Annotated in this window: 21 protein-coding genes and 1 riboswitch; of the genes, 16 read left to right on the top strand and 5 right to left on the bottom strand. The window is 72.8% G+C overall.

The window, feature by feature from the left end; genetic code table 11:
* Positions 1-49 precede the first annotated feature (49 nt).
* Positions 50-1,321 (bottom strand): acyl-CoA dehydrogenase family protein, encoded by a 1,272-nt coding sequence (locus BLS70_RS13670; protein WP_091768873.1) that lies wholly within the window; start codon positions 1,319-1,321, stop codon positions 50-52.
* 116 nt (positions 1,322-1,437) lie between these two features.
* On the opposite strand from BLS70_RS13670, the gene BLS70_RS13665 reads away from it, so the two are divergent.
* Positions 1,438-2,097: an NUDIX domain-containing protein gene (locus tag BLS70_RS13665; protein WP_255362463.1), complete on the top strand. Its 660-nt coding sequence runs from the start codon at positions 1,438-1,440 to the stop codon at positions 2,095-2,097.
* Here the strand turns inward: BLS70_RS13665 and BLS70_RS13660 are convergent.
* Entirely contained in the window at positions 2,087-4,048 is a 1,962-nt protein-coding gene (locus tag BLS70_RS13660; protein WP_091768867.1) for an acetoacetate--CoA ligase, read from the bottom strand. The two genes, BLS70_RS13665 and BLS70_RS13660, sit on opposite strands and share 11 nt — an antisense overlap.
* A 65-nt stretch (positions 4,049-4,113) precedes the next feature.
* Here BLS70_RS13660 and BLS70_RS13655 point away from each other — a divergent pair, with 65 nt between their 5' ends.
* Positions 4,114-4,509, top strand: a complete 396-nt coding sequence (locus tag BLS70_RS13655) for a DUF2237 family protein (protein ID WP_091768864.1) — start codon at positions 4,114-4,116, stop codon at positions 4,507-4,509.
* A gap of 11 nt (positions 4,510-4,520) precedes the next feature.
* Here BLS70_RS13655 and BLS70_RS13650 read toward each other — a convergent pair whose 3' ends face one another.
* The gene (locus BLS70_RS13650) at positions 4,521-4,721 is read right to left on the bottom strand and encodes a hypothetical protein (protein ID WP_091768861.1); all 201 of its coding nucleotides are present in this window, start codon (positions 4,719-4,721) and stop codon (positions 4,521-4,523) included.
* Between the two features lie 74 nt (positions 4,722-4,795).
* Between BLS70_RS13650 and BLS70_RS13645 the strand changes: the two genes are divergently transcribed.
* From BLS70_RS13645 to BLS70_RS13625, 5 genes are all read left to right on the top strand, one after another.
* Positions 4,796-5,290, top strand: coding sequence for a glutathione peroxidase (locus BLS70_RS13645; protein WP_091768858.1), 495 nt, complete (start codon positions 4,796-4,798; stop codon positions 5,288-5,290).
* A 42-nt stretch (positions 5,291-5,332) separates the two neighbouring features.
* Positions 5,333-6,046: a DsbA family protein gene (locus BLS70_RS13640; RefSeq protein ID WP_091769331.1), complete on the top strand. Its 714-nt coding sequence runs from the start codon at positions 5,333-5,335 to the stop codon at positions 6,044-6,046.
* A gap of 93 nt (positions 6,047-6,139) precedes the next feature.
* Positions 6,140-7,201 carry a FecCD family ABC transporter permease gene (locus BLS70_RS13635; RefSeq protein WP_255362462.1) on the top strand — a complete coding sequence of 354 codons (1,062 nt, stop codon included), beginning with the start codon at positions 6,140-6,142 and terminating at the stop codon, positions 7,199-7,201.
* Entirely contained in the window at positions 7,198-8,280 is a 1,083-nt protein-coding gene (locus BLS70_RS13630) for a FecCD family ABC transporter permease (protein WP_091768853.1), read from the top strand. The genes BLS70_RS13635 and BLS70_RS13630 overlap by 4 nt, the downstream gene beginning before the upstream one ends.
* A 13-nt stretch (positions 8,281-8,293) precedes the next feature.
* Positions 8,294-9,133 (top strand): ABC transporter ATP-binding protein, encoded by an 840-nt coding sequence (locus tag BLS70_RS13625; RefSeq protein ID WP_091768850.1) that lies wholly within the window; start codon positions 8,294-8,296, stop codon positions 9,131-9,133.
* Between the two features lie 33 nt (positions 9,134-9,166).
* On the opposite strand, the gene BLS70_RS13620 is transcribed toward BLS70_RS13625, so the two are convergent.
* The gene (locus tag BLS70_RS13620; protein ID WP_176946411.1) at positions 9,167-9,769 is read right to left on the bottom strand and encodes a TetR family transcriptional regulator; all 603 of its coding nucleotides are present in this window, start codon (positions 9,767-9,769) and stop codon (positions 9,167-9,169) included.
* Between the two features lie 108 nt (positions 9,770-9,877).
* Between BLS70_RS13620 and BLS70_RS13615 the strand changes: the two genes are divergently transcribed.
* Both BLS70_RS13615 and BLS70_RS13610 read left to right on the top strand, forming a co-directional pair.
* Positions 9,878-11,335 (top strand): MFS transporter, encoded by a 1,458-nt coding sequence (locus tag BLS70_RS13615; protein WP_091768845.1) that lies wholly within the window; start codon positions 9,878-9,880, stop codon positions 11,333-11,335.
* A gap of 125 nt (positions 11,336-11,460) precedes the next feature.
* Positions 11,461-12,465: an ABC transporter substrate-binding protein gene (locus BLS70_RS13610; RefSeq protein WP_091768842.1), complete on the top strand. Its 1,005-nt coding sequence runs from the start codon at positions 11,461-11,463 to the stop codon at positions 12,463-12,465.
* 82 nt (positions 12,466-12,547) lie between these two features.
* Here the strand turns inward: BLS70_RS13610 and BLS70_RS13605 are convergent, their stop codons facing one another.
* Positions 12,548-14,290, bottom strand: a complete 1,743-nt coding sequence (locus BLS70_RS13605; protein ID WP_255362461.1) for a BCCT family transporter — start codon at positions 14,288-14,290, stop codon at positions 12,548-12,550.
* A gap of 193 nt (positions 14,291-14,483) precedes the next feature.
* Here BLS70_RS13605 and BLS70_RS13600 point away from each other — a divergent pair, with 193 nt between their 5' ends.
* The 7 genes from BLS70_RS13600 (at position 14,484) to BLS70_RS13570 (ending at position 21,088) form a co-directional block, all read left to right on the top strand.
* Complete coding sequence (locus BLS70_RS13600; protein ID WP_091768836.1) at positions 14,484-15,290, top strand: thioesterase family protein; 807 nt, start codon at positions 14,484-14,486, stop codon at positions 15,288-15,290.
* A gap of 81 nt (positions 15,291-15,371) precedes the next feature.
* Positions 15,372-16,271, top strand: coding sequence for a mechanosensitive ion channel family protein (locus BLS70_RS13595; protein WP_255362460.1), 900 nt, complete (start codon positions 15,372-15,374; stop codon positions 16,269-16,271).
* Positions 16,268-16,801 carry an Rv3103c transmembrane domain-containing protein gene (locus tag BLS70_RS13590; protein WP_091768832.1) on the top strand — a complete coding sequence of 178 codons (534 nt, stop codon included), beginning with the start codon at positions 16,268-16,270 and terminating at the stop codon, positions 16,799-16,801. Before BLS70_RS13595 ends, BLS70_RS13590 begins: the two co-directional genes overlap by 4 nt.
* A gap of 91 nt (positions 16,802-16,892) precedes the next feature.
* A complete protein-coding gene (locus tag BLS70_RS13585; RefSeq protein ID WP_091768829.1) occupies positions 16,893-17,813 on the top strand; it encodes an ABC transporter substrate-binding protein in 921 nt (306 codons plus the stop codon).
* Between the two features lie 17 nt (positions 17,814-17,830).
* Positions 17,831-18,787: an amino acid ABC transporter permease gene (locus tag BLS70_RS13580; RefSeq protein WP_091768826.1), complete on the top strand. Its 957-nt coding sequence runs from the start codon at positions 17,831-17,833 to the stop codon at positions 18,785-18,787.
* Complete coding sequence (locus BLS70_RS13575) at positions 18,784-19,584, top strand: amino acid ABC transporter ATP-binding protein (RefSeq protein ID WP_439645388.1); 801 nt, start codon at positions 18,784-18,786, stop codon at positions 19,582-19,584. The genes BLS70_RS13580 and BLS70_RS13575 overlap by 4 nt, the downstream gene beginning before the upstream one ends.
* Positions 19,585-19,634: 50 nt before the next feature.
* Positions 19,635-19,753, top strand: a riboswitch (SAM riboswitch).
* 42 nt (positions 19,754-19,795) lie between these two features.
* Entirely contained in the window at positions 19,796-21,088 is a 1,293-nt protein-coding gene (locus BLS70_RS13570) for a bifunctional o-acetylhomoserine/o-acetylserine sulfhydrylase (protein ID WP_091768823.1), read from the top strand.
* Positions 21,089-21,094 lie beyond the last annotated feature (6 nt).

The raw sequence follows: 21,094 nt of genomic DNA, 5'->3' as shown, positions 1-21,094 counted from the left end.
CCGACGTCCGGAGACGACGGTTCGTGCACGAAGGGCGGCGCAGGCGACGTCAGCTCAGAGGCGAACGGGGCAGGAGGCGGTCGCTGATGATCCGCTTCTGGATCTCGCTCGTGCCCTCGAAGATCGTGGTCAGCCGCGCGTCGCGCCAGTGCCGCTCCACCTGCCGCTCGGTGGTGTAACCGTTGCCGCCGTGCAGCTGCATGGCCTGGTTGGTCACCCGCACCGACATCTCGGTCGCCTCCAGCTTCACCATCGAGGCCTCCTTGGCCACCGGCATGCCCAGGTCGATGAGGTGGGCGACCTGGCGATAGAACGCCCGGGCCTGCTCGATCTGCGCGGCCATCTCCGCGACGGCGAACCGCAGCGCCTGGAAGTCGCCGATCGGGTGGCCGAACTGCTCGCGCTCCTGCAGGTAGAGGATCGAGTCCTCCAGCGCGGCGCGGGCCAGGCCGACGGCCCGGGCGGCGGTGTGCACCCGGGCGGTGTTCAGGAACTTCTGCGCCTCGGCGAACCCGGCCTGCTTGGCCGCCTCGCCCTCCTCGCCGCTGTCCTCGCGGGCCGCCTTGGCCTCGTCGATGATGTTGTCCTTCGGGATGCGGACGCCGTCGAACGTGAGGTCCCAGGTCAGGAAGCCGTGGTAGCCGATCTTGTCGATCGGGTGCCCGGACAGACCCTCCGGGAACTCGCCCCGCTCCTTCTCCAGCAGCAGGTTGATCAGCCCCGCGGAGCGGGACTCCCCCTCCTCCGGATCGCGCTCGCGCACGAGCACCTGGATGAAGTCGGCCGCCTCGGCGTTGCCGCACCAGCGCTTGTGGCCGGTGACGACCCACTCGTCGCCCTCCAGGACGGCGCGGGTGGAGACGCCGGCCAGGTCGGACCCGGCGTCGGGTTCGGACAGCGCGATCGCCCCGATCCACTCGCCGCGGGCGCTGCGACGGTTGAGCTCCTCGCGCCGGTCGGCGTCGGGCACCGCCGTCCCCAGCCCCTGGGAACGGGCCAGGATGCTGGCCGTCGACATCCAGGCGCGCGCCAGCTCCTCGCTGACCATGCAGTACTCGAAGACGCCGAGCCCCATGCCGCCCTGCTCGGCGGGCACGGTGATGCCGAAATAGCCGAGGTCTGCCAGCCGGCCCAGCAGCGACGCCGGGATCGTGCCCTTCTGCGGGTCGATCTCGTTGGCGACCGGCAGCACCTCGTCCATCGCGAACCGGCGCGCCTGCAGCTGGAGCTCCTCGCGCTCGGGCGTGTGCCACGGGGGCAGCAGCACCGGGGGCGGGGGCAGCAGGGTCTCGGTCTCTTCGGTGCTGGCGCTCGACGTCATCGTCGGTCGGCCCTCCTGGACGGCGGATGTTCCGTTCACCTTGGTGGCTGCACCGTGCCCCCGCAGGGCGCGGTCATCCGCGCAGGTGACCAGCCTCACCCGGCATGATCGACCGCGTGAGCACTCCCGGCATCGACGTCCCCGACTTCCGCGGCCGCACCGGGCTGGACCAGATGGGCCGCGACCTGACCGGCAACCCCGACGTCGTCGTGAAGGACGTCGAGCTGCTGGCCGCTGCCTGGCACGTGCTGCGCCGGACGACCCTGGAACGCCGGCGCAGCAACGGCGAATGGGTGACCGAGCAGCGGGAGACCTACGACCGCGGCAACGGCGCGACGCTGCTGCCCTACGACGTCGAGCGGCGGACGGTGCTGCTCAGCCGGCAGTTCCGCTATCCCGTCTACGTCAACGGCCATCCCGACGGCCTGCTCCTCGAAGCGGCCGCCGGGCTGCTCGACGACGACGCCCCCGAGGTCGCGATCCGGCGCGAGGCGGAGGAAGAGCTCGGCATCACGCTCGGGGAGGTGCAGCACGTGTTCGACGTGTTCATGAGCCCGGGCTCGGTCACCGAGCGGCTGCACTTCTACGCGGCGCCCTACTCCCCCGCCGACCGCACATCCGCCGGGGGCGGGCTGGAGGACGAGGGCGAGGACATCGAGGTCGTCGAGCTGCCCTTCGACGAGGCGCTCGCGATGATCGACGACAGCCGCATCACCGATGCGAAGACGATCATGCTGCTGCAGTGGGCGGCCCTGCGCGGCCCGTTCAGGAGCTAGCGCGCTCGCGCGCCAGCGCGACGTAGTGCTGGACCGCGGCGGGGTCGTCGACGGTGCCCACGTTCACGGCCTTCGCCGGGTCCACGCCCTGGAACAGCCGCTTGAGCGGCACCTCCAGGCGCTTGCCGGTGCGGGTGTGCGGCACCGCCGGGACGGCGAGGATCTCGTCGGGCACGTGCCGGGGCGAGGCCTGCTCGCGGATCACCGCCCGTAGCCGCGTGACCAGCTCGTCGGTCAGCTCCACGCCGGGCGCCAGCTGGACGAACAACGGCATCCAGTAGCCGCCGTCGGGCTGTTCCACCCCGAGGACGACGCAGTCGAGCACCTCGGGCACCGACTCGACCGCGGCGTAGATGTCCGCCGTCCCCATGCGCACGCCGCCGCGGTTCAACGTCGAGTCGGAGCGACCGGTGATCACGCAGGTGCCGCGCTCGGTGATCTCCATCCAGTCGCCGTGCCGCCACACCCCGGGCCACGGCTCGAAGTAGGCGGCGCGGTACCGCTCACCGTCGGGGTCGTTCCAGAACCGCAGCGGCATCGAGGGCATCGGCTCGGTGATCACCAGCTCGCCCAGCTCACCGGTCACCGGCTCGCCGTCGGGGGACCACGCGGCGGCGGCGACGCCGAGCATCGGGCGCTGCAGCTCCCCCGCCGTCACCGGCAGCAGCGGCGAGCTGCCGATGAACCCGGTGGCGACGTCGGTGCCGCCGGACAGCGAGCCGAGCAGCACGTCGTCGGCCACCGCGTCGTACACCCAGCGGAACGCCGCGGCGGGCAGCGGTGAGCCCGTGGAGCCGATGCCGCGCAGCGCGGAGAGGTCGTGCTGCTCCCCCGGCCGCAGCCCCGCCTTCTCGCAGGCGGACAGGTAGCCCGCGCTCGTGCCCAGGTAGGTCATGGCGGTGCGGGCCGCCAGCGCGAACTGCGCGTCGGGCGCGGGGTACGCCGGTGCGCCGTCGTGCACCACGAGCGTGCAGCCCGAGAGCAGCGTCGACGTCGCGATGTTCCACATGATCCAGGCGGTGGAGGCGTACCAGAAGAACCGGTCACCGGCGCCGACGTCCATGTGCAGCTCGGCGGACTTGCGCTGCTCGAGCACCACGCCGCCGTGGCCGTGCTCGATGCCCTTGGGCAGCCCGGTGGTGCCCGAGGAGTAGACGATCCACAGCGGGTGGTCGAAGGCCGTCGGCTCGAACTCGGGCTCCTGCACGTCGGCGACGGCGTCGGCCCAGGCCAGCGCCCCGTCGGGGAGTTCGCCGGGGAAGAGCCGCGGCACCGAAATCGTCGTCCGCACGCTGGGCAGGGCCTCCCGCAGGGAGGCGACGACGTCGCGCCGGTCGAACTCGCGGCCGTTGAACCGGTACCCGTCGACGGCGACCAGCACGGTGGGCTCGATCTGGGCGAAGCGGTCGAGGACGGCGCGGGTGCCGAAGTCCGGCGCGCAGGCCGACCACACCGCCCCCACCGAGGCCGCGCCCAGGAAGGCGACCACCGCCTCGGGCACGTTCGGCAGGTAGCCGCCCACCCGGTCGCCGGGGCCCACACCCAGCCGGCGGAGCGTGGCGGCGAAGGCCCCCACCTGCCCGCGCAGCCCGTCCCAGGAGATCTCGACCGGCTCGGTGTCCTCCGCCGTGGCGATGATCGCCGGGTGGTCGGGGGTGCTCTGCCGGAAGACCTGCTCGACGTAGTTGACCGTCGTCCCGGGGAACCACTCGGCGCCGGGCATCTCCCGCCGGGTCAGCACGCGGTCGTCGGGGACGTCGAGCACCCCGGTCCAGCGCGCCAGGTCGCCCCAGAACTGGTCCAGGTGTTCCACCGACCAGCGCCAGAGGGCGTCGTAGTCGACCGGGTCCCCGAAGGAGAGCTCCCGCCGCTGCGCCACCCACTCCGCGAACGCGGCGATCCGCGTGCTGCGCACCCTCTCGGGGGAGGGCTGCCAGAGGACGTCACTCACGGCAGCACCCTGCCATCCTGTGAGGGCGCCGGCCACGGCGTGCCCCGGCGGACACAGGAGCGCGCATGCCCCCGAGCGAGCGGAACGTGCTGGGCGGACCGCTGGAACCGTGCGGCGTCGACCCGGTCACCGGCTTCTACCGGGACGGTCACTGCGCCACCGGTCCGGAGGACCTGGGCTCGCACACCGTCTGCGCCGTGGTCTCGACCGAGTTCCTCGCCATGCAGCGCGAGCTCGGCAACGACCTGTCCACGCCCCGGCCCGAGTACGGCTTCCCCGGCCTGCGCCCCGGTGACCGCTGGTGCGTCGTCGCCGTCCGCTGGCTGCAGGCCTACCAGGCGGGGGCCGCGGCGGGCGTCGTCCTGGCCGCCACGAACGAGCGTGCGCTGGAGATCGTGCCGATCGAGGCGCTGCGTCAGCACGCGGTCGACGTCCCCGACGACCTCAGCGCGCTGGAATGACCGCCGGCCGATCAGCCTCCGCTGCCCCCGCCACCGAGCATCCAGCTGTGCTTGCTGATCGCGCCCCGGGCGTCGGGCCCGTCGATGCGCCCCCGGTCGAGCCGACCGTCGGGCAGCTCGTCCGGCCAGCTCTGGGACGGCCGTCGCCGGCGCAGGTACAGCGCGGTCGCGACGACCACCGCCACGGCGAGCACGATGGGGAACCACTCCACAGGACCTCCCGGGTCGATCGCCACGGTAGGGCCCCGGCCGGAATGCACGGCGCCCCCACGCTGCTGGTGCGGGGATGAGCGATCTCCTCGATGTGCCGGTGACCACCCTCCAGGGCGCCACGACGACGCTGCGCGAGCTGACCGGTGGCAAGCCGGCGCTCGTGGTCAACGTGGCCAGCAAGTGCGGTCTCACCCCGCAGTACGCCGCGCTGGAGGCGCTGCACGAGGAGTTCGGGCCCCGCGGCTTCACCGTCGTCGGCGTGCCCTGCAACCAGTTCATGGGCCAGGAGCCGGGCACCGCCGAGGAGATCGAGGAGTTCTGCTCGGCCACCTACGGCGTCACCTTCCCCATGACGGAGAAGGTCGACGTCAACGGCGAGGGCGCGCACCCGCTCTTCCAGCAGCTGACCGCCGCGCCCGACATGGACGGGAAGAGCGGCGACGTGTCCTGGAACTTCGAGAAGTGGGTCGTGAGCGGCCAGGGTGACGTCGTCGCGCGGTTCCGTCCGATGACCACCCCCGACGCCCCCGAGGTCCGCGCGGCGATCGAGTCCGTCCTCCCCGGCTGAGCGAACCGGCGGTGACAGCTGGCCGCGAATAGATTCGTGGCCATGGCCGACCTCCGCTTCTGGTTCGACCCCGTGTGCCCGTTCGCCTGGATGACGAGCAAGTGGGTCCGCCAGGTGAGCGCGCAGCGGCAGTACGACGTCGAGTGGCGGTTCATCTCGCTGCGGCTGCTCAACGCGCACATCGACTACGCGACGCACTTCCCGCCCGAGTACGAGGCCGGGCACACCTCCGGCCTGCGCCTGCTGCGCGTGGCCGCCCTTGCCCGCGCGGAGCACGGCCCCGAGGCGGTCGACCGGCTGTACGCCGCGCTCGGCGCGCACGTCTTCGAGGTGCCGGCCGCCCCCGGTGACGCCGCGCGCCGGGGCACCCCCGGGTTCGTCGAGCCGGTGCTGGCCGAGGCGGGGCTCCCGGCGGAGCTCGCGGCCGCCCTGGACGACGCGTCCTGGGACGCGCAGATCCAGGGCGAGACCGACGAGGCCCTGGCCCTGACCGGCAAGGACGTCGGGACGCCGATCCTGCACTTCCGGCCACCGGAGGGGGTCGCCTTCTTCGGCCCGGTGATCAGCCGGCTGCCCGCCGACGAGGACGCCGTCGCGCTGTGGGACCACGTCGTGGAGCTGGCCTCGTTCCCGGGCTTCGCGGAGCTCAAGCGCAGCCTGCGGGAGCGCCCCCAGCTCCCCTCGTTCGGCGTGCGCACCGACGAGGCCGGGCGCACGGAGGACTGGCACGGCGGCAGCCGCCGGCAGAAGCGGTAGCGCCCCGGGCAGCCAGCACCGGTTCCTGCCCGGCACGGCGGGCAGTAAGGTAAGCCTTACAACACCCACCGCCGTCCGTCCCCGGGAGCACGTGTGACCACCACGGCCGACGCTCCCGTGCGGAGCGGCGCCCCACCACGCTCCCGCGGTGGCTCGATGCGCACCCGGCGGCTGGTGGTCCTGCTGGTCCTGCTCGGGCTCGTGGCCGCGGCCGCCCTGGCGAGCATCGCCGTCGGCACCCGTTCCCTGGCGCCCGGCGAGGTGTGGCGCGCTCTCTTCGACGACGACCCGACGAACGAGGCCGCCGTCATCGTGCAGCAGCTGCGCGTGCCGCGGACGGTGCTGGGGCTGATCGTCGGCACGGCGCTGGGCATGTCCGGCGCCCTCATGCAGGGCCACACCCGCAACCCGCTCGGCGACCCCGGCCTGCTCGGTGTCACCGCCGGCGCCTCGCTGGCCGTCGTCTGCGCGATCGCCTTCTTCGACGTCGGCTCGGTCTCGGGCTACGTCTGGTTCGCCTTCGCCGGCGCGCTGGCCGGCACCGTCCTCGTCTACGCGATCGGCTCGGCCGGCCGCGGCGGGGCGACCCCGATCACCCTCGCGCTGGCCGGGGCGGCGCTCTCGGCGCTGCTCTACGCGATGGTCCGCGCCATCGTGGTCAGCGACACCCAGACCCTCGACTCCTTCCGCTTCTGGCAGGTGGGCGCGCTGGCCGGGCGGGGTGCCGACGTCGCCTGGCAGGTCGCGCCGTTCGTCGCCGTCGGCGTCGTGCTCGCCCTGGTCAACGCGCCGGCGCTGAACCTCCTCGGCCTCGGGGAGGACGTCGCCCGCGGGCTGGGGCAGCGCATCTGGCTCGCCCGCGCCGTCGGGCTGGCCGCCATCACGCTGCTGTGCGGCGCGGCCACCGCCGCCTGCGGGCCGATCGCCTTCGTCGGGCTGGTCGTGCCGCACGTGGTGCGCGGCCTCACCGGCCCCGACCACCGCTGGCTGGTCCCCTGCTCGGCGCTGCTCGGCGCGGCCCTCCTGCTCTCCGCCGACGTGCTGGGCCGGGTGCTGGCCCGACCCGGCGAGCTGCAGGTCGGCATCGTGCTCGCCGTCATCGGCGCCCCGTTCTTCATCGCACTGGTCCGCCGCCGGAAGACGATGGCCCTGTGACGGCGACCCTGGAGCGGCCGGTCAGCGGCCCGCGTGGCCGGACGACAGTTCGCGTCGGCCCGGTGTCGGTGCTGCTCCGCTGGCGGCAGCTGCTCGTCCCGCTGATCGCCCTCGTCGTCCTGGTTCTGGTCTCCGCGGTGAGCATCGGCCGCGGCGACTACCCCGTCGCCATCCCCGACGTCCTGCGCACCCTGGCCGGTCTGGGCGAGGGGCCGCAGAACTTCATCGTGCTGCAGCTGCGGGCACCGCGGGTCATCGTCGGCCTGCTCGTCGGGCTGGCCCTGGGTGTGGCCGGCGCGCTGTTCCAGACCTTCGCCCGCAATCCGCTGGCCTCCCCCGACACCCTCGGCATCACCGTCGGGGCCTCCGTCGGGGCCGTCGCAGCGCTCGTGCTCACCGGCGGCAGTTCGGTGGGCGCGCTGCTGGGCGGCTTCGGCGTCCCCCTCGCCGCGTTGTCCGGCGCCCTGGTCACCGGTCTGCTCCTGTTCCTGCTGGCGTGGCGGGCCGGGGTCGACGGCTACCGGCTGGTGCTCGTCGGCATCGCCTTGTGGTCGGTCGGCAGCGCCCTGGTCGACTGGCTGCTGACCAACGCGCAGGTCTACGACGCCGCCGCGGCCTACGTCTGGATCACCGGCTCGCTCAACGCCCGCACCTGGGACCAGGCCGTGCCGCTGGCCATCGCGCTGGCGGTGCTGGTCCCGCTGTCCCTGGCGGCCGGCCGCGCGCTGAACGTCCTCCAGTTCGGCGACGACACCGCACGCGGCCTGGGGCTGCGACTGGCGGGGGCCCAGACGGCGGTCGTGCTGCTCGCCGTCGCCCTCACCGCCGCCGCCGTCTCCGCAGCCGGGCCGATCACCTTCGTGGCGCTCGTCGTCCCGCAGGTCGCCGTGCGCCTCACCGGCGGCTCCCGGCCGCCGTTGCTGGCCTCGGGCCTGCTCGGCGCCGTGCTGGTGGTCAGCGCCGACCTGGTCACCCGCACCGCGCTCCCCGAGGCGCTGCCGGTCGGCATCATCACCGCCGTCATCGGCGCGCCCTACCTGCTCTGGCTCCTGGTCCGCGGAAGGCGGCAGTTCACGTGAGGACGACGCAGCTATGACCACCGACGTGCTGCCCGACCCCGCGGCCACCAGCGCTCCGGCAGCCGGCACGGTCCGCCTGGCCGCGGAGCAGCTGCGCCTGGCCTACGACGAGCACGTCGTCGTCCAGGACGTGGACCTCGAGCTGACCGACGGCTCCTTCACCGCCATCGTCGGGCCCAACGGCTGCGGCAAGTCCACCCTCCTGCGCGCGCTGGGCCGGCTCCTGCGGCCGGCCGGCGGCCAGGTGCTGCTGGACGGCCGGGCGATCGCACGGACACCGACCCGCGAGGTCGCCAAGGTGCTGGGGCTGCTCCCCCAGTCGCCGATCGCCCCGGAGGGCCTGACGGTGGCCGATCTCGTCGCCCGCGGCCGACACCCGCACCAGAGCTGGGTGCGGCAGTGGTCCCGCGACGACGAGTCCGTGGTCGCCGAGGCGCTGGAGTGGACCGACATGGCCGAGCTCGCCGAACGCCCGGTCGACGAGCTCTCCGGCGGGCAGCGCCAGCGCGCCTGGATCTCGATGGCGCTGGCCCAGGGCACCGACCTGCTGCTCCTGGACGAGCCCACCACCTACCTCGACCTCGCCCACCAGATCGACGTGCTCGAGCTCGTGGGACGGCTGCACGCCGAGCGGGGGCGCACCGTCGCCGTCGTCCTCCACGACCTGAACCTGGCCGCCCGCTACGCGCAGCGGCTCGTCGCGATGAAGGACGGCGTGCTGGTGGCCTCGGGCACGCCGGCCCAGGTGCTCACCGAGGAGCTGCTGGCCGACGTCTTCGACCTCGAGGCGCGGATCGTGCCCGACCCTGTCACGGGGACGCCGATGGTCGTGCCGGTGCGCCGGCTGCGCTGACCGCCCGGCCCACCGCCCGGCGCACCGCAGGGCTCACCGCGCGGCGAGCACCTCGTCGAGGTGCTCCAGCGGATCCCCGCCGAGCCCGGCGCGGACGTCGTCCAGCCACACGCGGAACGCCGCCACCGCGCGCCCGACCAGCAGACGCGTCCGCCAGTCCACCTCTCCGCCCCGGCGGGCCGCCAGCTGCTCGCTGAGCCGCCGCTCCTGGTCGGACAGCCGCGCGACGGGCGAGGCCCCCCGCTCGCGCGAGAGCTCGGCGAGCACCCGGAGGACGCCGGCGAGGCGGTCACCCTCGTCGACGACGTACTCGCCGAGCCTGCGCAGCGCCCAGCGCAGGACGGCGTCGTCGTCCATGCCGTCGGGGGCCGCGGCGATGTCACCGGCGACCCGGTCGGCCATGACCCGGCTCGGCTCGAGCAGGAGGTCGTCCTTCGTGGGGAAGTAGCGGAAGAAGGTGCGCGGCGCGATGTCGGCGGCCGCGCAGATGTCGGCGACGGTGACGCCGTCGAAGCCGCGCTCGGCGAACAGCCGCATCGCCGCGTCGACGGCCTGCGCGCGGCTGGCCGCGCGCTTGCGTTCCCGCAGGCCCTCCACCGGCCGCACCTCCGCTCGTCCCGCTTCCGAGAACTCCACGCGTGGCGCACGGCACAGGTTCCGACGGCGGCATCCCACGCCAAGTGGCATAGAGTGCCGCGGGGCAGTTTGTGCCATTACTGTAGACCGTTTCCGCTGGGAGCACGCATGACCTCCGCCTCCACCACCTCCGCGCCCGGCGCGGACGCAGGCACCGACGACGACCACTGGCACCCCCAGCAGGTGACGGCGCTGGCCGTCGTCGCCGTGTGCGGCGTGCTCGTCGCGCTGACCCAGTCGATCCTGATCCCGGTCCTCGGGGCCATCCAGGCCGACCTCGGCAGCAGCACGACCGGCACCGAGTGGCTGCTCACCTCCACCCTGCTGGTCGCCGCGGTGGCCGTTCCGGTGTTCGGGCGCCTGGGCGACCTCTACGGCAAGCGTCGGATGCTCCTCGTGGCCACGCTGGCCCTCGTCGTCGGCTCCATGGTCTGCGCGCTGGCCGACTCGATCGGCGTCATGATCGTCGGCCGGGCCATCACCGGGGCCTCGGCCGCCGCCATCCCGCTCGGCATCAGCCTGATCGGCCAGGTGCTGCCGGCGAAGCGGGCCGGATCGGGGATCGCGCTGGTCAGCGCCACGCTGGGCATCGGCGGCGCCCTGGGCCTGCCGCTGGCCGCCCTCGTGGCCGAGCACTCCGACTACCACGTTCTCTTCTGGATCTGCGTGGCCGGCGGTGCCGCCACCTTCCTCGGCATCTGGGTCGCCCTGACCGAGGCACCGCTGACCGGCCACGGCCGGATGGACCTTCCCGGCGCCGTCCTGCTCGCCGCCGCCCTGGTCTCCCTGCTGCTGCCGCTGGCCGAGGCCACGACGTGGGGCTGGGGCGACCCGCGGACCATCGGCCTCCTGGTGCTGGCCGCCGCCCTGTTGGCGGCGTTCGTGCTGGTCGAGCGCCGCGTCGCCTCGCCGCTGGTCGACCTGGTGGTCAACGCCCGCCCGTCGCTGCTGCTCACCAACATCGCCTCGCTGTGCGTCGGCTTCGCGCTGTTCGCCATGCTGATCGGTACCGCGACCTACGTGCAGGCCCCCGCGGCCAGTGGCTACGGCTTCGGCTCGTCGGTGCTGGCCAGCGGCATGGCGATGCTGCCCAGCGGCCTGGCCATGCTGGCGCTCTCGCCGGTCTCGGCGATCCTCTCCGCCCGCTTCGGCCCGAAGATCACCCTGGCGATCGGCGGCTCGGTCGTCGCGCTCGGCTTCCTGTCGCGGATCGTGTTCGTCGACTCGTTCACCCAGATCGTGATCGGGACGACGATCGTCGGGGCGGGCACCGGCATCGCCTACGCCGCCATGCCCAGCCTCATCCTGCGGGCGGCACCCAGCGACGAGCTGGCCGCGGCCAACGGCCTGAACACACTGGCCCGCAGCGTGGGCAGCTCGCTGGCCAGCGCGATCGGCGGCACCCTCCTCGCGGCGCAGACGATCGCGCTGGGGTCGGCCGAGCTGCCGTCCCTGAGCGCCTACCGGACGCTGTTCGCCATCTGCGGCGGAGCGGCCCTGCTGGCCGCACTCATCGCGCTGCTCATCCCGGTGGACGAGCGGCAGCCGGCGTCTGCCGACGCCTGAGACGTCCGGTGCGGGGCGGTGGTCGCGCCCGCCCCGCACCGGACCCCTGGCGAACGCAACTTAGGAAAGGCTAACCTTCGCGGCGCCTGGGGATGATCATCGTCCCCTGACCCGAGGGAGTTCCGTTGCACCGCACATCCCGCCGCCTGCTCGGCGGCCTGCTCGCGCTCGCCGTGGTCGGCGTGAGCGCCTGCTCCAGTGACGACGGCGGCGACGACGCCGCGGCAGCTGACGAGGGCTGGTCCTTCACCGACGACCTGGGCAACACCGTCGAGCTCGACGCCGCCCCCGAGCGCGTCGCCGGGATCAACGACGTCATGTCCTCGCTGTGGAACTACGGCGTCGAGCCCGTCGCCACCTTCGGCCAGACCTCCACCGCCGACGACGTCGCGTTCGAGGGCCGGGACCTCTCCGACGTGGAGATCCTCGGCGAGAGCTACGGCGACATCGACCTCGAGCAGCTCGCCGCCGCCGCCCCCGACGTCATCGTCACGACGGTCTACCCGACGGACTCCGAGGGGACGCTGGAAGAGTCCGCACCGCTGTACGGCTTCGAGTCGCTCGAGCAGCAGGAGCAGATCGCTCGGATCGCACCGATCATCGCCATCGCCTGGCGCGGCTCGGCCGCCGACGTCATCGAGCGCACCGCGGAGCTGGCCGAGGCCCTGGGCGCGGACATGGAGAGCGAGGAGGTCCGCGCGGCCCGTGCGGACTTCGAGGCCGCCTCCACGGCGCTGACCGAGGCCGCCGCCGGCGGGCTGACCGTGCTGCCCGTCGCCGCGTACGCCGACGAGGGCTTCTACATGGCCAAGTCGGAGGACGAGCCCTCGCTGCGCATGTACGGCGAGCTCGGCGTGCAGTTCGTCGACCCGGGCGGTGAGGAGTACTACTGGCAGACCGCCGGCTGGGAGGACGTGCCGCAGTACCCGAGCGACATCATCCTGTACTCGCTGCGCGGGGCGCTGACGCCGGAGCAGATGGCCGAGCAGCCCACGTACGAGCTGCTGCCCGCCGCCCAGGCCGACCAGGTGCACCCGTGGAAGTACATCGGGATGGACTACGCCGCCCAGGCCGCCTACATGGCGGAGCTCGCCGGCTGGCTGGCCGGGTCCCGGGACGTCACGCCCTGACCCCTCGCGCCGGGATCGGCTGATCCCGGCACAGCGGGCCCCCGGAACCGCCGAGATCGCGCGATCTCGGCGGTTCCGTGCGTCAGGAGGGCCGCTGCCGGTCGTCGGGAGCGGGCTTCACCGAGAGGACGAAGTCGTCCCCGTGGTGCCGGATCCCGTGCACGACCGCCTGCTCCATGGCGTCCGCGGCGGCGGTCCGACGGAGCACCATCGGGTCCGAGCGCACGTCCTTGGCCAGCGACACGGCCAGCCCCACCATGACCAGCGCGAACGGCAGCGCCGCGATGATCGTGAGGTTCTGCAGGCCGCTCAGCGCCTCGTCCCCGCCGACGAGCAGCATGATCGCCGCGACGGCGCCCATCACCACGCCCCAGAAGACGACGGTGCGCCGGCTGGGCTCCAGCGTCCCGCGCTCCGACAGCGAGCCCATGACGATCGAGGCGGCATCCGCACCGGAGACGAAGAAGATGGCGACCAGCACCATCACCAGCACCGTCATCAACGTGGCCAGCGGATAGGTGTCGAGGACGCCGAACAGCTGCCCCTCGGACGTCGACTGCCCGGCGACGTCGACACCGTCCCGCTGGGCCGCGATGCCCGCTCCGCCGAAGACCGCGAACCAGACCAGGCTGACCACGCTGGGCACCAGCAGCACGCCGCTGACGAACTGGCGGATCGTGCGGCCCCGGCTGATCCGGGCGATGAAGAGGCCCACGAACGGCGTCCAGCTGATCCACCACGCCCAGTAGAAGACCGTCCAGCCGCGCAGCCACTCGGCCATGGCGTCGCCGCCGCTGGCCTCCGTGCGTCCGGCCATCTCGGCGAGATCGGCGAAGTAGGCCCCGATCGTCCCTGGCAGCAGGTTGAGGATCAGCACCGTCGGGCCGACGACGAACACGAACAGCGCCAGGACGCCGGCCAGCACCATGTTGATGTTGGACAGCCACTGGATGCCCCGGGCCACGCCCGAGACCGCCGATGCGACGAAGGCGCAGGTCAGGACCGCGATGATGAGGACCAGAAGCCCGTTGCCGACGTCGCCGGCCCAGCCGAGGATCTCCAGGCCGCTGCCGATCTGCAGCGTGCCGAGGCCGAGGGACGCGGCGGAGCCGAACAGCGTGGCGAAGATCGCCAGGACGTCGATGAACTTGCCGATCGGCCCCTCGGTGCGGCGCCGGCCGAACAGCGGCGCGAACGCGGAGCTGATCAGCTGCGGGCGGCCGCGGCGGAACGTGCCGTAGGCGATCGCCAGACCGACGACGGCGTAGATGGCCCACGGGTGCAGGCTCCAGTGGAACAGCGTGGTGGCCATCGCCGTCGAGATCGCCTCGGGTGTCTCGGCGTCGACGGTGCGCGGTGGGGGCGAGACGTAGTGCGTGAGCGGCTCGCTGACGCCGAAGAACATGAGCCCGATCCCCATGCCGGCGCTGAACATCATGGCGATCCAGGAGACCGTGCGGAACTCCGGCGCCTCGCCGTCCCGGCCCAGCGGGATGCGCCCGTACCGGCTGGCCGCCAGCCAGAGCACGAAGACGACGAAGCCCGAGGCCAGCAGCACGAACAGCCAGCCGAGGTTCTGCTCGATCCAGGTGAGCGCGCTGCCGCTGGCGCTGCCCAGGCCGGACGGGGTCAGAAATCCCCACGCGACGAAGGCCAGGGCGACCACGGCGGCGACGCCGAAGACGGTGGTGTCCAGGCGCCCTCCCCGCTCGGCGGCGCCGGTGGGTGGCTCGGCGAGGGCGGGGTGGAGCGAGGCGCCGGCCGAGGGCGGCGCGTCGTGCGTCGGTTCCTCCGCGGGGCGGGAGGTGGTGGGGTTCTGGGTCACAGGCGTGTCCGGCGCCGCGGGCGGCGCCCCTCCTCTTCGGTTCGACGGCGCACCGATCTGCATTGACCAGCGCGTCGACCCCCACGCTCCGCATTTACCTGCTCCGAAGCAAACGGGTCGTGACCGCTCCGAGACCCTTCTCCCCCGACCGGGTGGTCCCCTCGGCGTCGGACGCGCACGGAAGACTGACGGCATGGAGCTGCCCAGCGCCCTGTACCTGCCCACCGCCGAGGGGTTCACGGCCACCGCCCTGACCATCGGCCCGTGGGATCCCGGCCTGCAGCACGCCGGCCCGCCGGCCGCGCTGCTCGCCCGGGAGGTGGAGCGGGCCAGCGGCATCCCCGGCGGCCAGACGGTGCGGCTGAACTTCGACATCCTCGGCCCGGTGCCGGTCGGACCGGTGCGGATCAGCACCACCGTCGTGCGCCCCGGGCGCCGGGTGGAGCTCGTCGAGGCGGTCCTGGACGCCGGCGACGGCCGCCCGCTCATGCGGCTGTCGGCCTGGCGGATGCGGACCCGCACCGAGGGGCTCCCGTCCGCCGTCGAGGGTTCGACGTCGGCCACACCCCACCCCGCGCCGGCGGACGTGCACGGGAGCACCCCCGGCGAGGCGGCCTTCTTCAGCAGCGAGGTGGCCTACCACAAGGCGCTGCAGTGGCGGTTCGCCTCCGGCAGCTTCAACTCCCCGGGGCCCGCGGCCGCCTGGACGCGGCCGGAGTGCACACTGGTCGAGGGCGAGCCGATGACCCCGCTGCAGCACCTGCTGGTCATGACCGACGCGGCCAGCGGCATCTCCGCGGTGCTGGACTGGACGACCGCCACGTTCGCCAACGTCGACCTGAGCGTGGCCCTGCACCGCCCGCCCCGCGGGGAGTGGCTGGGCATGGACGCGGCCACCGTGCTGGGCGACTCCGGCGCGGCGCAGTGCTCCGCCGTCCTCTTCGACACCGAAGGGGCGATCGGCCGCTCGACGCAGTCGCTGTTCGTGGAGCCCCGGTGAGGGTCCCGGCGAGCCGCGCTGGCCACCGTCCGACCGGCACCGCAGGGTGGACGACGACGACATCGACGAGGAGGACCGTTCGTGGGTGACGCGCTGAGGGACGTCCTGGACTGGCTGTCCGGACGCGGGCTCGAGGTGGTGCTGATCATCATCGGGTCGGTGCTCCTGGCCCGGTTCGTGGGCTGGGCCGGCAACCGCGTGACCGACCGGATCGACGAGCGCTCCACCGGCGACGACGCACTCGTGCGCTCCGAGGCCGCCAAGCACCGGCACTCGCTCACCCAGGTGATCACCTGGACCGCGGTCGTCCTCATCTACGCCGTCGCGGTGTTCTTCGTGCTCGACCGGCTGGGCGTGCCCGTCACCGGGCTCGTCGCGCCGGCCACCGTGCTGGGCGTGGGCCTCGGCTTCGGCGCCCAGCGGATCGTCGGCGACGTCCTGGCCGGCTTCTTCATCATCACCGAGCGGCAGTACGGCTTCGGCGACGTCGTCTCCATCCAGGTGGTGGGCGGCGGCGACCCGGCCACCGGCACCGTGGAGGACGTGACCCTGCGGGTGACCCGCGTCCGCTCGGCCAACGGGGAGGTGGTGACGGTGCCCAACGGGCAGATCGTCAAGGTGGTCAACCTCAGCCGCGACTGGGCCCGGGCCGTGATCGACGTGCCGGTGCCCTCCGACGCCGACGTCAACCGGGTCAACGAGATCCTGCGCGAGGTCGGGCGGGACGCCTTCCGCGACCCGGCCATGCGCCCGCTGCTGCTCGACCCGCCCACGGTCATGGGCGTGGAGAGCCTGGGCCTGGACGAGGTGAACGTCCGGGTGGTCGCCCGCACGCTGCCGGGCAAGCAGTTCGAGGTCGGCCGCGACCTGCGCGTCCGGATCGTGCTGGCGTTCCGCGACCAGGGCATGCAGGTCACCCCACCTCCGGCCGCGGGAGACGCACGGACGGCCCGGCTCGTGCGGGAGGGAGAGGACGCATGACGACGCCTTCCGAGGACAAGGCGCCCGAGCAGGTCGCCACACCGACGGTCAGCACCGCACCCACCAGCGGCACCGCGGAGCCCCCGCGCACGTCGTGGTGGCACTGGGACGCGCTGCCCCACCACCTCGGTCGCGCCCGGACCTCGACGGTGATCCTGTCGGTGCTGTTCCTGGCGATCTTCACGCTGTACCTCAACGTCCGCCCCGACGCTCCCGCCGACCCCGGGCGCACCTCGCCGGCCGGGGGAGGCAGCGGCGTCGAGGCCCCGCTGAACCCGGTGGTGCCCACGGAGCCGACGACGACGCCGGAGCCCACCGAGGAGCCGACGCCGACGACGGAGCCCGAGGAGACGGAGACCCCGTCCGAGGAGACCGACACCCCTACGACGAGCAGCACGCCGAGCACGTCTGCCCCCGGGACGACGGATCCCACGACCGAGCCGACCGACCCCACGGAGACCTCGGAACCCTCGGAGACGACGGGCGACACGAGCGAGCCGAGCACGTCGGCACCCTCCACGTCCGAGTGACCGTGACCGAAGCGGTACCGACCTCACACGACGGGGCAACACCCGGCAGGGCAAGATCAAGCCTCTGTCCCGCCCGAAGGAGAGCCCACCCGTGCGCCCACGTTCCCTGACCCGCCGCGCCTCGGCCGTCGCCGTCGCCGCCACCAGCGCCGCGCTGATCCTCACCGGCTGCGGTGACGACCCCGACGACTCGGGCTCCGGCAACGCCGCCGACGAGAGCCGCCCCACCGTCGAGGTCGACGACGAGCTGGCCGCCCGGGTGCCCGACGAGATCGGCGAGGACGGGAAGATCACCGTCGGTACCGACTCCAGCTACGCGCCCAGCGAGTTCCTCGACGAGGACGGCGAGACGATCGTCGGCTTCGACATCGACCTCTTCTCCGCCGTCGCCGAGAAGATCGGCTTCGAGGCGGAGTTCGAGTCAGCGGACTTCGGGACGATCATTACCGGCGTCGGCTCGGGCCGGTACGAGGTCGGTGTCTCCTCGTTCACGATCAACCCCGACCGCCTGGCCGAGGCCACAATGATCAGCTACTTCTCTGCCGGCACCCAGTGGGCCACCAAAGCGGGCAACCCCGAGAACGTCGACCCAGGAGACGCCTGCGGGTTGTCGGTCGCCGTGCAGGCGGACACAGTCCAGGTAGACGACATCACCGCCCGGTCGGCCGCGTGCGAGGCCGCCGGTGAGGAGCCGATCGACATCCAGCAGTTCGAGGGCCAGGACGAGGCCACCGCCGCGATCGTCTCGGGCCGCGTGGACGCCGGGCTGGCCGACTCGCCGGTCATGGCCTACGCCGTGCAGCAGACCAACGAGCAGCTCGAGCTGCTGGGCGACATCTACGACTCCGCGCCCTACGGCTGGGTCGTCCCGCTGGAGGAGACCGAGTTCGGGCAGGTCCTCGCCGACGCGCTGACCGCGCTCATCGAGGACGGCACCTACGCGGAGATCCTCGAGAAGTGGGGCGTCGAGGCCGGCGCCATCGACAGCCCCGAAGTCAACCCGGCCGGCTGACGCCTCCACCCCTCCCGATGTCCCCCGACAGCAGCACGACACCGGCACCGCCCGAGCAGATCCGGGCGGTGCCGGTCCGTCATCCCGGCCGCTGGATCGCCGCCGCCGTCATCGCGGTGCTGGCGGCCATGTTCGTCCACATGCTGGTCACCAACCCGGTGTTCCAGTGGGACTTCATGGTCGACAACATGTTCAGCGACGCCGTCCTCCGGGGCGCGCGGACGACCCTGATCATGACCGTGCTGGCGATGGTCATCGGTGTCCTGCTCGGCATCCTGCTGGCGGTCATGCGGCTGTCGGCCAACCCAATCGTCTCCGGCGCGGCCTGGGTGTACATCTGGTTCTTCCGCGCCATCCCGCGCATCGTGCTGCTGTTCTTCGTCGCGAACCTCGGCGCGCTCTACGCCCGCTACGAGTTCGGCTTCCCGTTCGACCAGCAGCTGATGGACCTGTTCGGCTTCGAGGCCGACTGGCGGCTGTTCGGCTTCGACGGCAACGAGATCTTCGTCGGCTTCACCGCCGGCCTCATCGGCCTGGCGCTGTCCGAGGGCGCCTACATGGCCGAGATCGTGCGGGCCGGCATCCAGTCGGTCGACCCCGGGCAGGCCGAGGCGGCGCACGCGCTGGGCATGAGCCGGGGCAAGACCATGCGGCGGATCGTGCTGCCCCAGGCGATGCGCGTGATCATCCCGCCGACCGGCAACGAGACCATCGCGATGCTCAAGGACACCGCCCTGCTCATCGCGGTGCCGGTGACCACCGAGCTCAACTTCCAGCTGCGCGCCATCGGCAGCCGCACCTTCCAGGTCATCCCGATGGCCGTCGCCTCAATCCTCTGGTACCTGGCGCTGGCCAGCCTGCTCATGGTCGGGCAGTACTTCCTGGAGCGGCGGTTCAGCCGCGGCTTCGGCAACCGGGAGACGCGCCAACAGCGTGCCGCCCGCCGGGCCCGCGACGTGGGGAGCACGCATTGAGCACCGCCGTCGGCACGGGCCCGCAGGGATCCGCCACCCCACCGATGGTGGAGGCGCGGGGTGTGCGCAAGTCCTTCGGGCACGTCGAGGTGCTCAAGGGCATCGACCTGACCGTCGCCCCGCGCGAGGTCATGTGCATCGTCGGGCCGTCGGGCTCGGGCAAGTCCACGTTCCTGCGCTGCATCAACCACCTGGAGCGGGTCGACGCCGGCCGGCTCTCGGTGAACGGCCACCTGGTCGGCTACCGCGAGAAGGGCGGCCGGCTGCACGAGCTGCGCGACTCCGAGGTCGCCGCGCAGCGCCGCGAGATCGGCATGGTCTTCCAGCGCTTCAACCTCTTCCCGCACATGACCGCGCTGGAGAACGTCGTCGAGGCGCCCATCCAGGTCAAGGGCGTGGGCAAGGCCGAGGCGCGCGAGCGCGGCGCCGCGCTCCTGGAGCGGGTCGGCCTGGCCGACCGGATGCACAACTACCCGAACCAGCTCTCCGGCGGGCAGCAGCAGCGGGTGGCGATCGCCCGGGCGCTGGCCATGGAGCCCATGCTCATGCTCTTCGACGAGCCCACCTCCGCTCTCGACCCCGAGCTGGTCGGCGAGGTGCTCGACGTCATGCGCGGCCTGGCCGCCGACGGCATGACGATGGTCGTCGTCACCCACGAGATGGGGTTCGCCCGCGAGGTCGGCGACACCCTGGTGTTCATGGACGACGGCGCGGTCGTCGAGGCCGGCGATCCCCGGCAGGTGCTCACCGACCCGCAGCACGAGCGCACCCGCGCCTTCCTCTCCAAGGTGCTCTGAGCTGGGGCCTGTGTTTCACGTGGGACACGCGCCTGCATAGGATCGGGGCGGCTCACGAGAGGCAGTGCGAAGCACCTGGCTGACTGCCCGGCAACCTCCTACTCCGTCTGAGGTGCTCCAGGGGAAGAGCCGGCCGTCGCGGCGCCCGCTGCGGGGGCAAGGACGGGGCTCCCGTGCGCCGCGGGATCTCCTGAGCGAGAGGAGACGGCGCATGAGCGACCCGCAGAGCTGGAGCTTCGAGACCCGGCAGATCCACGCCGGCACCAGCCCCGACCCGACCACCGGGGCCCGCGCCCTGCCCATCTACGCGACCACCAGCTACCAGTTCCGCGACAGCCAGCACGCCGCGGACCTGTTCGCGCTGGCCGAGATGGGCAACATCTACACCCGGATCATGAACCCGACGCAGGACGCGCTCGAGCAGCGCGTCGCTTCGCTGGAGGGCGGTGTCGCCGCGCTCGCGGTGTCGTCCGGGCAGGCCGCGGAGACGCTGGCCATCCTGAACCTCGCCGAGGCCGGCGACCACATCGTCGCGTCCGCGTCCCTGTACGGCGGCACGTACAACCTGCTGCACCACTCGCTGCCCAAGATGGGCATCACCGTCTCCTTCGTCGAGAACCCCGACGACCCGGAGAACTGGCAGTCCCTCGTGCAGGAGAACACCCGGGCCTTCTACGCCGAGAGCATCGGCAACCCGAAGGGCGACGTCCTCGACATCGAGACCGTCGCCGGCGTCGCGCACCGCAACGGCGTGCCGCTGATCGTGGACAACACCGTCGCCACCCCGTACCTGATCCGGCCCTTCGAGTTCGGTGCCGACATCGTCGTGCACTCGGCGACCAAGTACCTGGGCGGGCACGGCACCGCGATCGCCGGCGTCATCGTCGACGGCGGCTCGTTCGACTGGCGCGGCGGCCGGCACCCCATGTTCACCACCGCCGACCCGACGTACCACGGCGTCGTCTACGCCGACCTCGGTGCGCCGGCCTTCGCGCTCAAGGCCCGCGTGCAGCTGCTGCGCGACCTCGGCCCGGCCGTCTCCCCCTTCAACGCCTTCCTCATCGTGCAGGGCATCGAGACGCTGTCGCTGCGCATGGACCGGCACGTCGCGAACGCCCAGCGGGTCGCGGAGTTCCTCGAGGCGCACGACTCCGTCGACCGCGTCAACTACGCGGGCCTGCCCACCAACCAGTGGCACGCCGCGCAGCAGAAGTACGCCCCCAAGGGGGCGGGCGCCGTTCTCACCTTCGAGCTGCACGGCGGCAAGGAGGCCGGTCAGCGCTTCGTCGAGGCGCTCGAGCTGCACAGCCACGTGGCCAACATCGGTGACGTGCGCTCGCTGGTCATCCACCCGGCGTCGACCACGCACTCGCAGCTGACCCCCGAGGAGCAGCTCACCACGGGCGTCACCCCGGGCCTGGTGCGCCTGGCCGTGGGCCTGGAGGGCATCGAGGACATCCTCGCCGACCTCGAGGCCGGGTTCCGGGCCGCCAAGTCCGCCTGAGCCGGG

This window comes from Blastococcus aurantiacus (assembly GCF_900102425.1).
Taxonomy (GTDB): domain Bacteria; phylum Actinomycetota; class Actinomycetes; order Mycobacteriales; family Geodermatophilaceae; genus Blastococcus; species Blastococcus aurantiacus.
Note: the sequence above shows the minus strand (reverse complement) of the source record. Positions and strands in the feature narration are given on the sequence as shown.

Coding starts and splice junctions, on each gene's coding strand:
- BLS70_RS13655 (WP_091768864.1), top strand. CDS start 4,114: ATGCCCCCGAGCGAGCGGAACGTGCTGGGCGGACCGCTGGAACCGTGC.
- BLS70_RS13640 (WP_091769331.1), top strand. CDS start 5,333: ATGGCCGACCTCCGCTTCTGGTTCGACCCCGTGTGCCCGTTCGCCTGG.
- BLS70_RS13625 (WP_091768850.1), top strand. CDS start 8,294: ATGACCACCGACGTGCTGCCCGACCCCGCGGCCACCAGCGCTCCGGCA.
- BLS70_RS13570 (WP_091768823.1), top strand. CDS start 19,796: ATGAGCGACCCGCAGAGCTGGAGCTTCGAGACCCGGCAGATCCACGCC.
- BLS70_RS13580 (WP_091768826.1), top strand. CDS start 17,831: ATGTCCCCCGACAGCAGCACGACACCGGCACCGCCCGAGCAGATCCGG.
- BLS70_RS13670 (WP_091768873.1), bottom strand. CDS start 1,321: ATGACGTCGAGCGCCAGCACCGAAGAGACCGAGACCCTGCTGCCCCCG.
- BLS70_RS13590 (WP_091768832.1), top strand. CDS start 16,268: ATGACGACGCCTTCCGAGGACAAGGCGCCCGAGCAGGTCGCCACACCG.
- BLS70_RS13615 (WP_091768845.1), top strand. CDS start 9,878: ATGACCTCCGCCTCCACCACCTCCGCGCCCGGCGCGGACGCAGGCACC.
- BLS70_RS13645 (WP_091768858.1), top strand. CDS start 4,796: ATGAGCGATCTCCTCGATGTGCCGGTGACCACCCTCCAGGGCGCCACG.
- BLS70_RS13600 (WP_091768836.1), top strand. CDS start 14,484: ATGGAGCTGCCCAGCGCCCTGTACCTGCCCACCGCCGAGGGGTTCACG.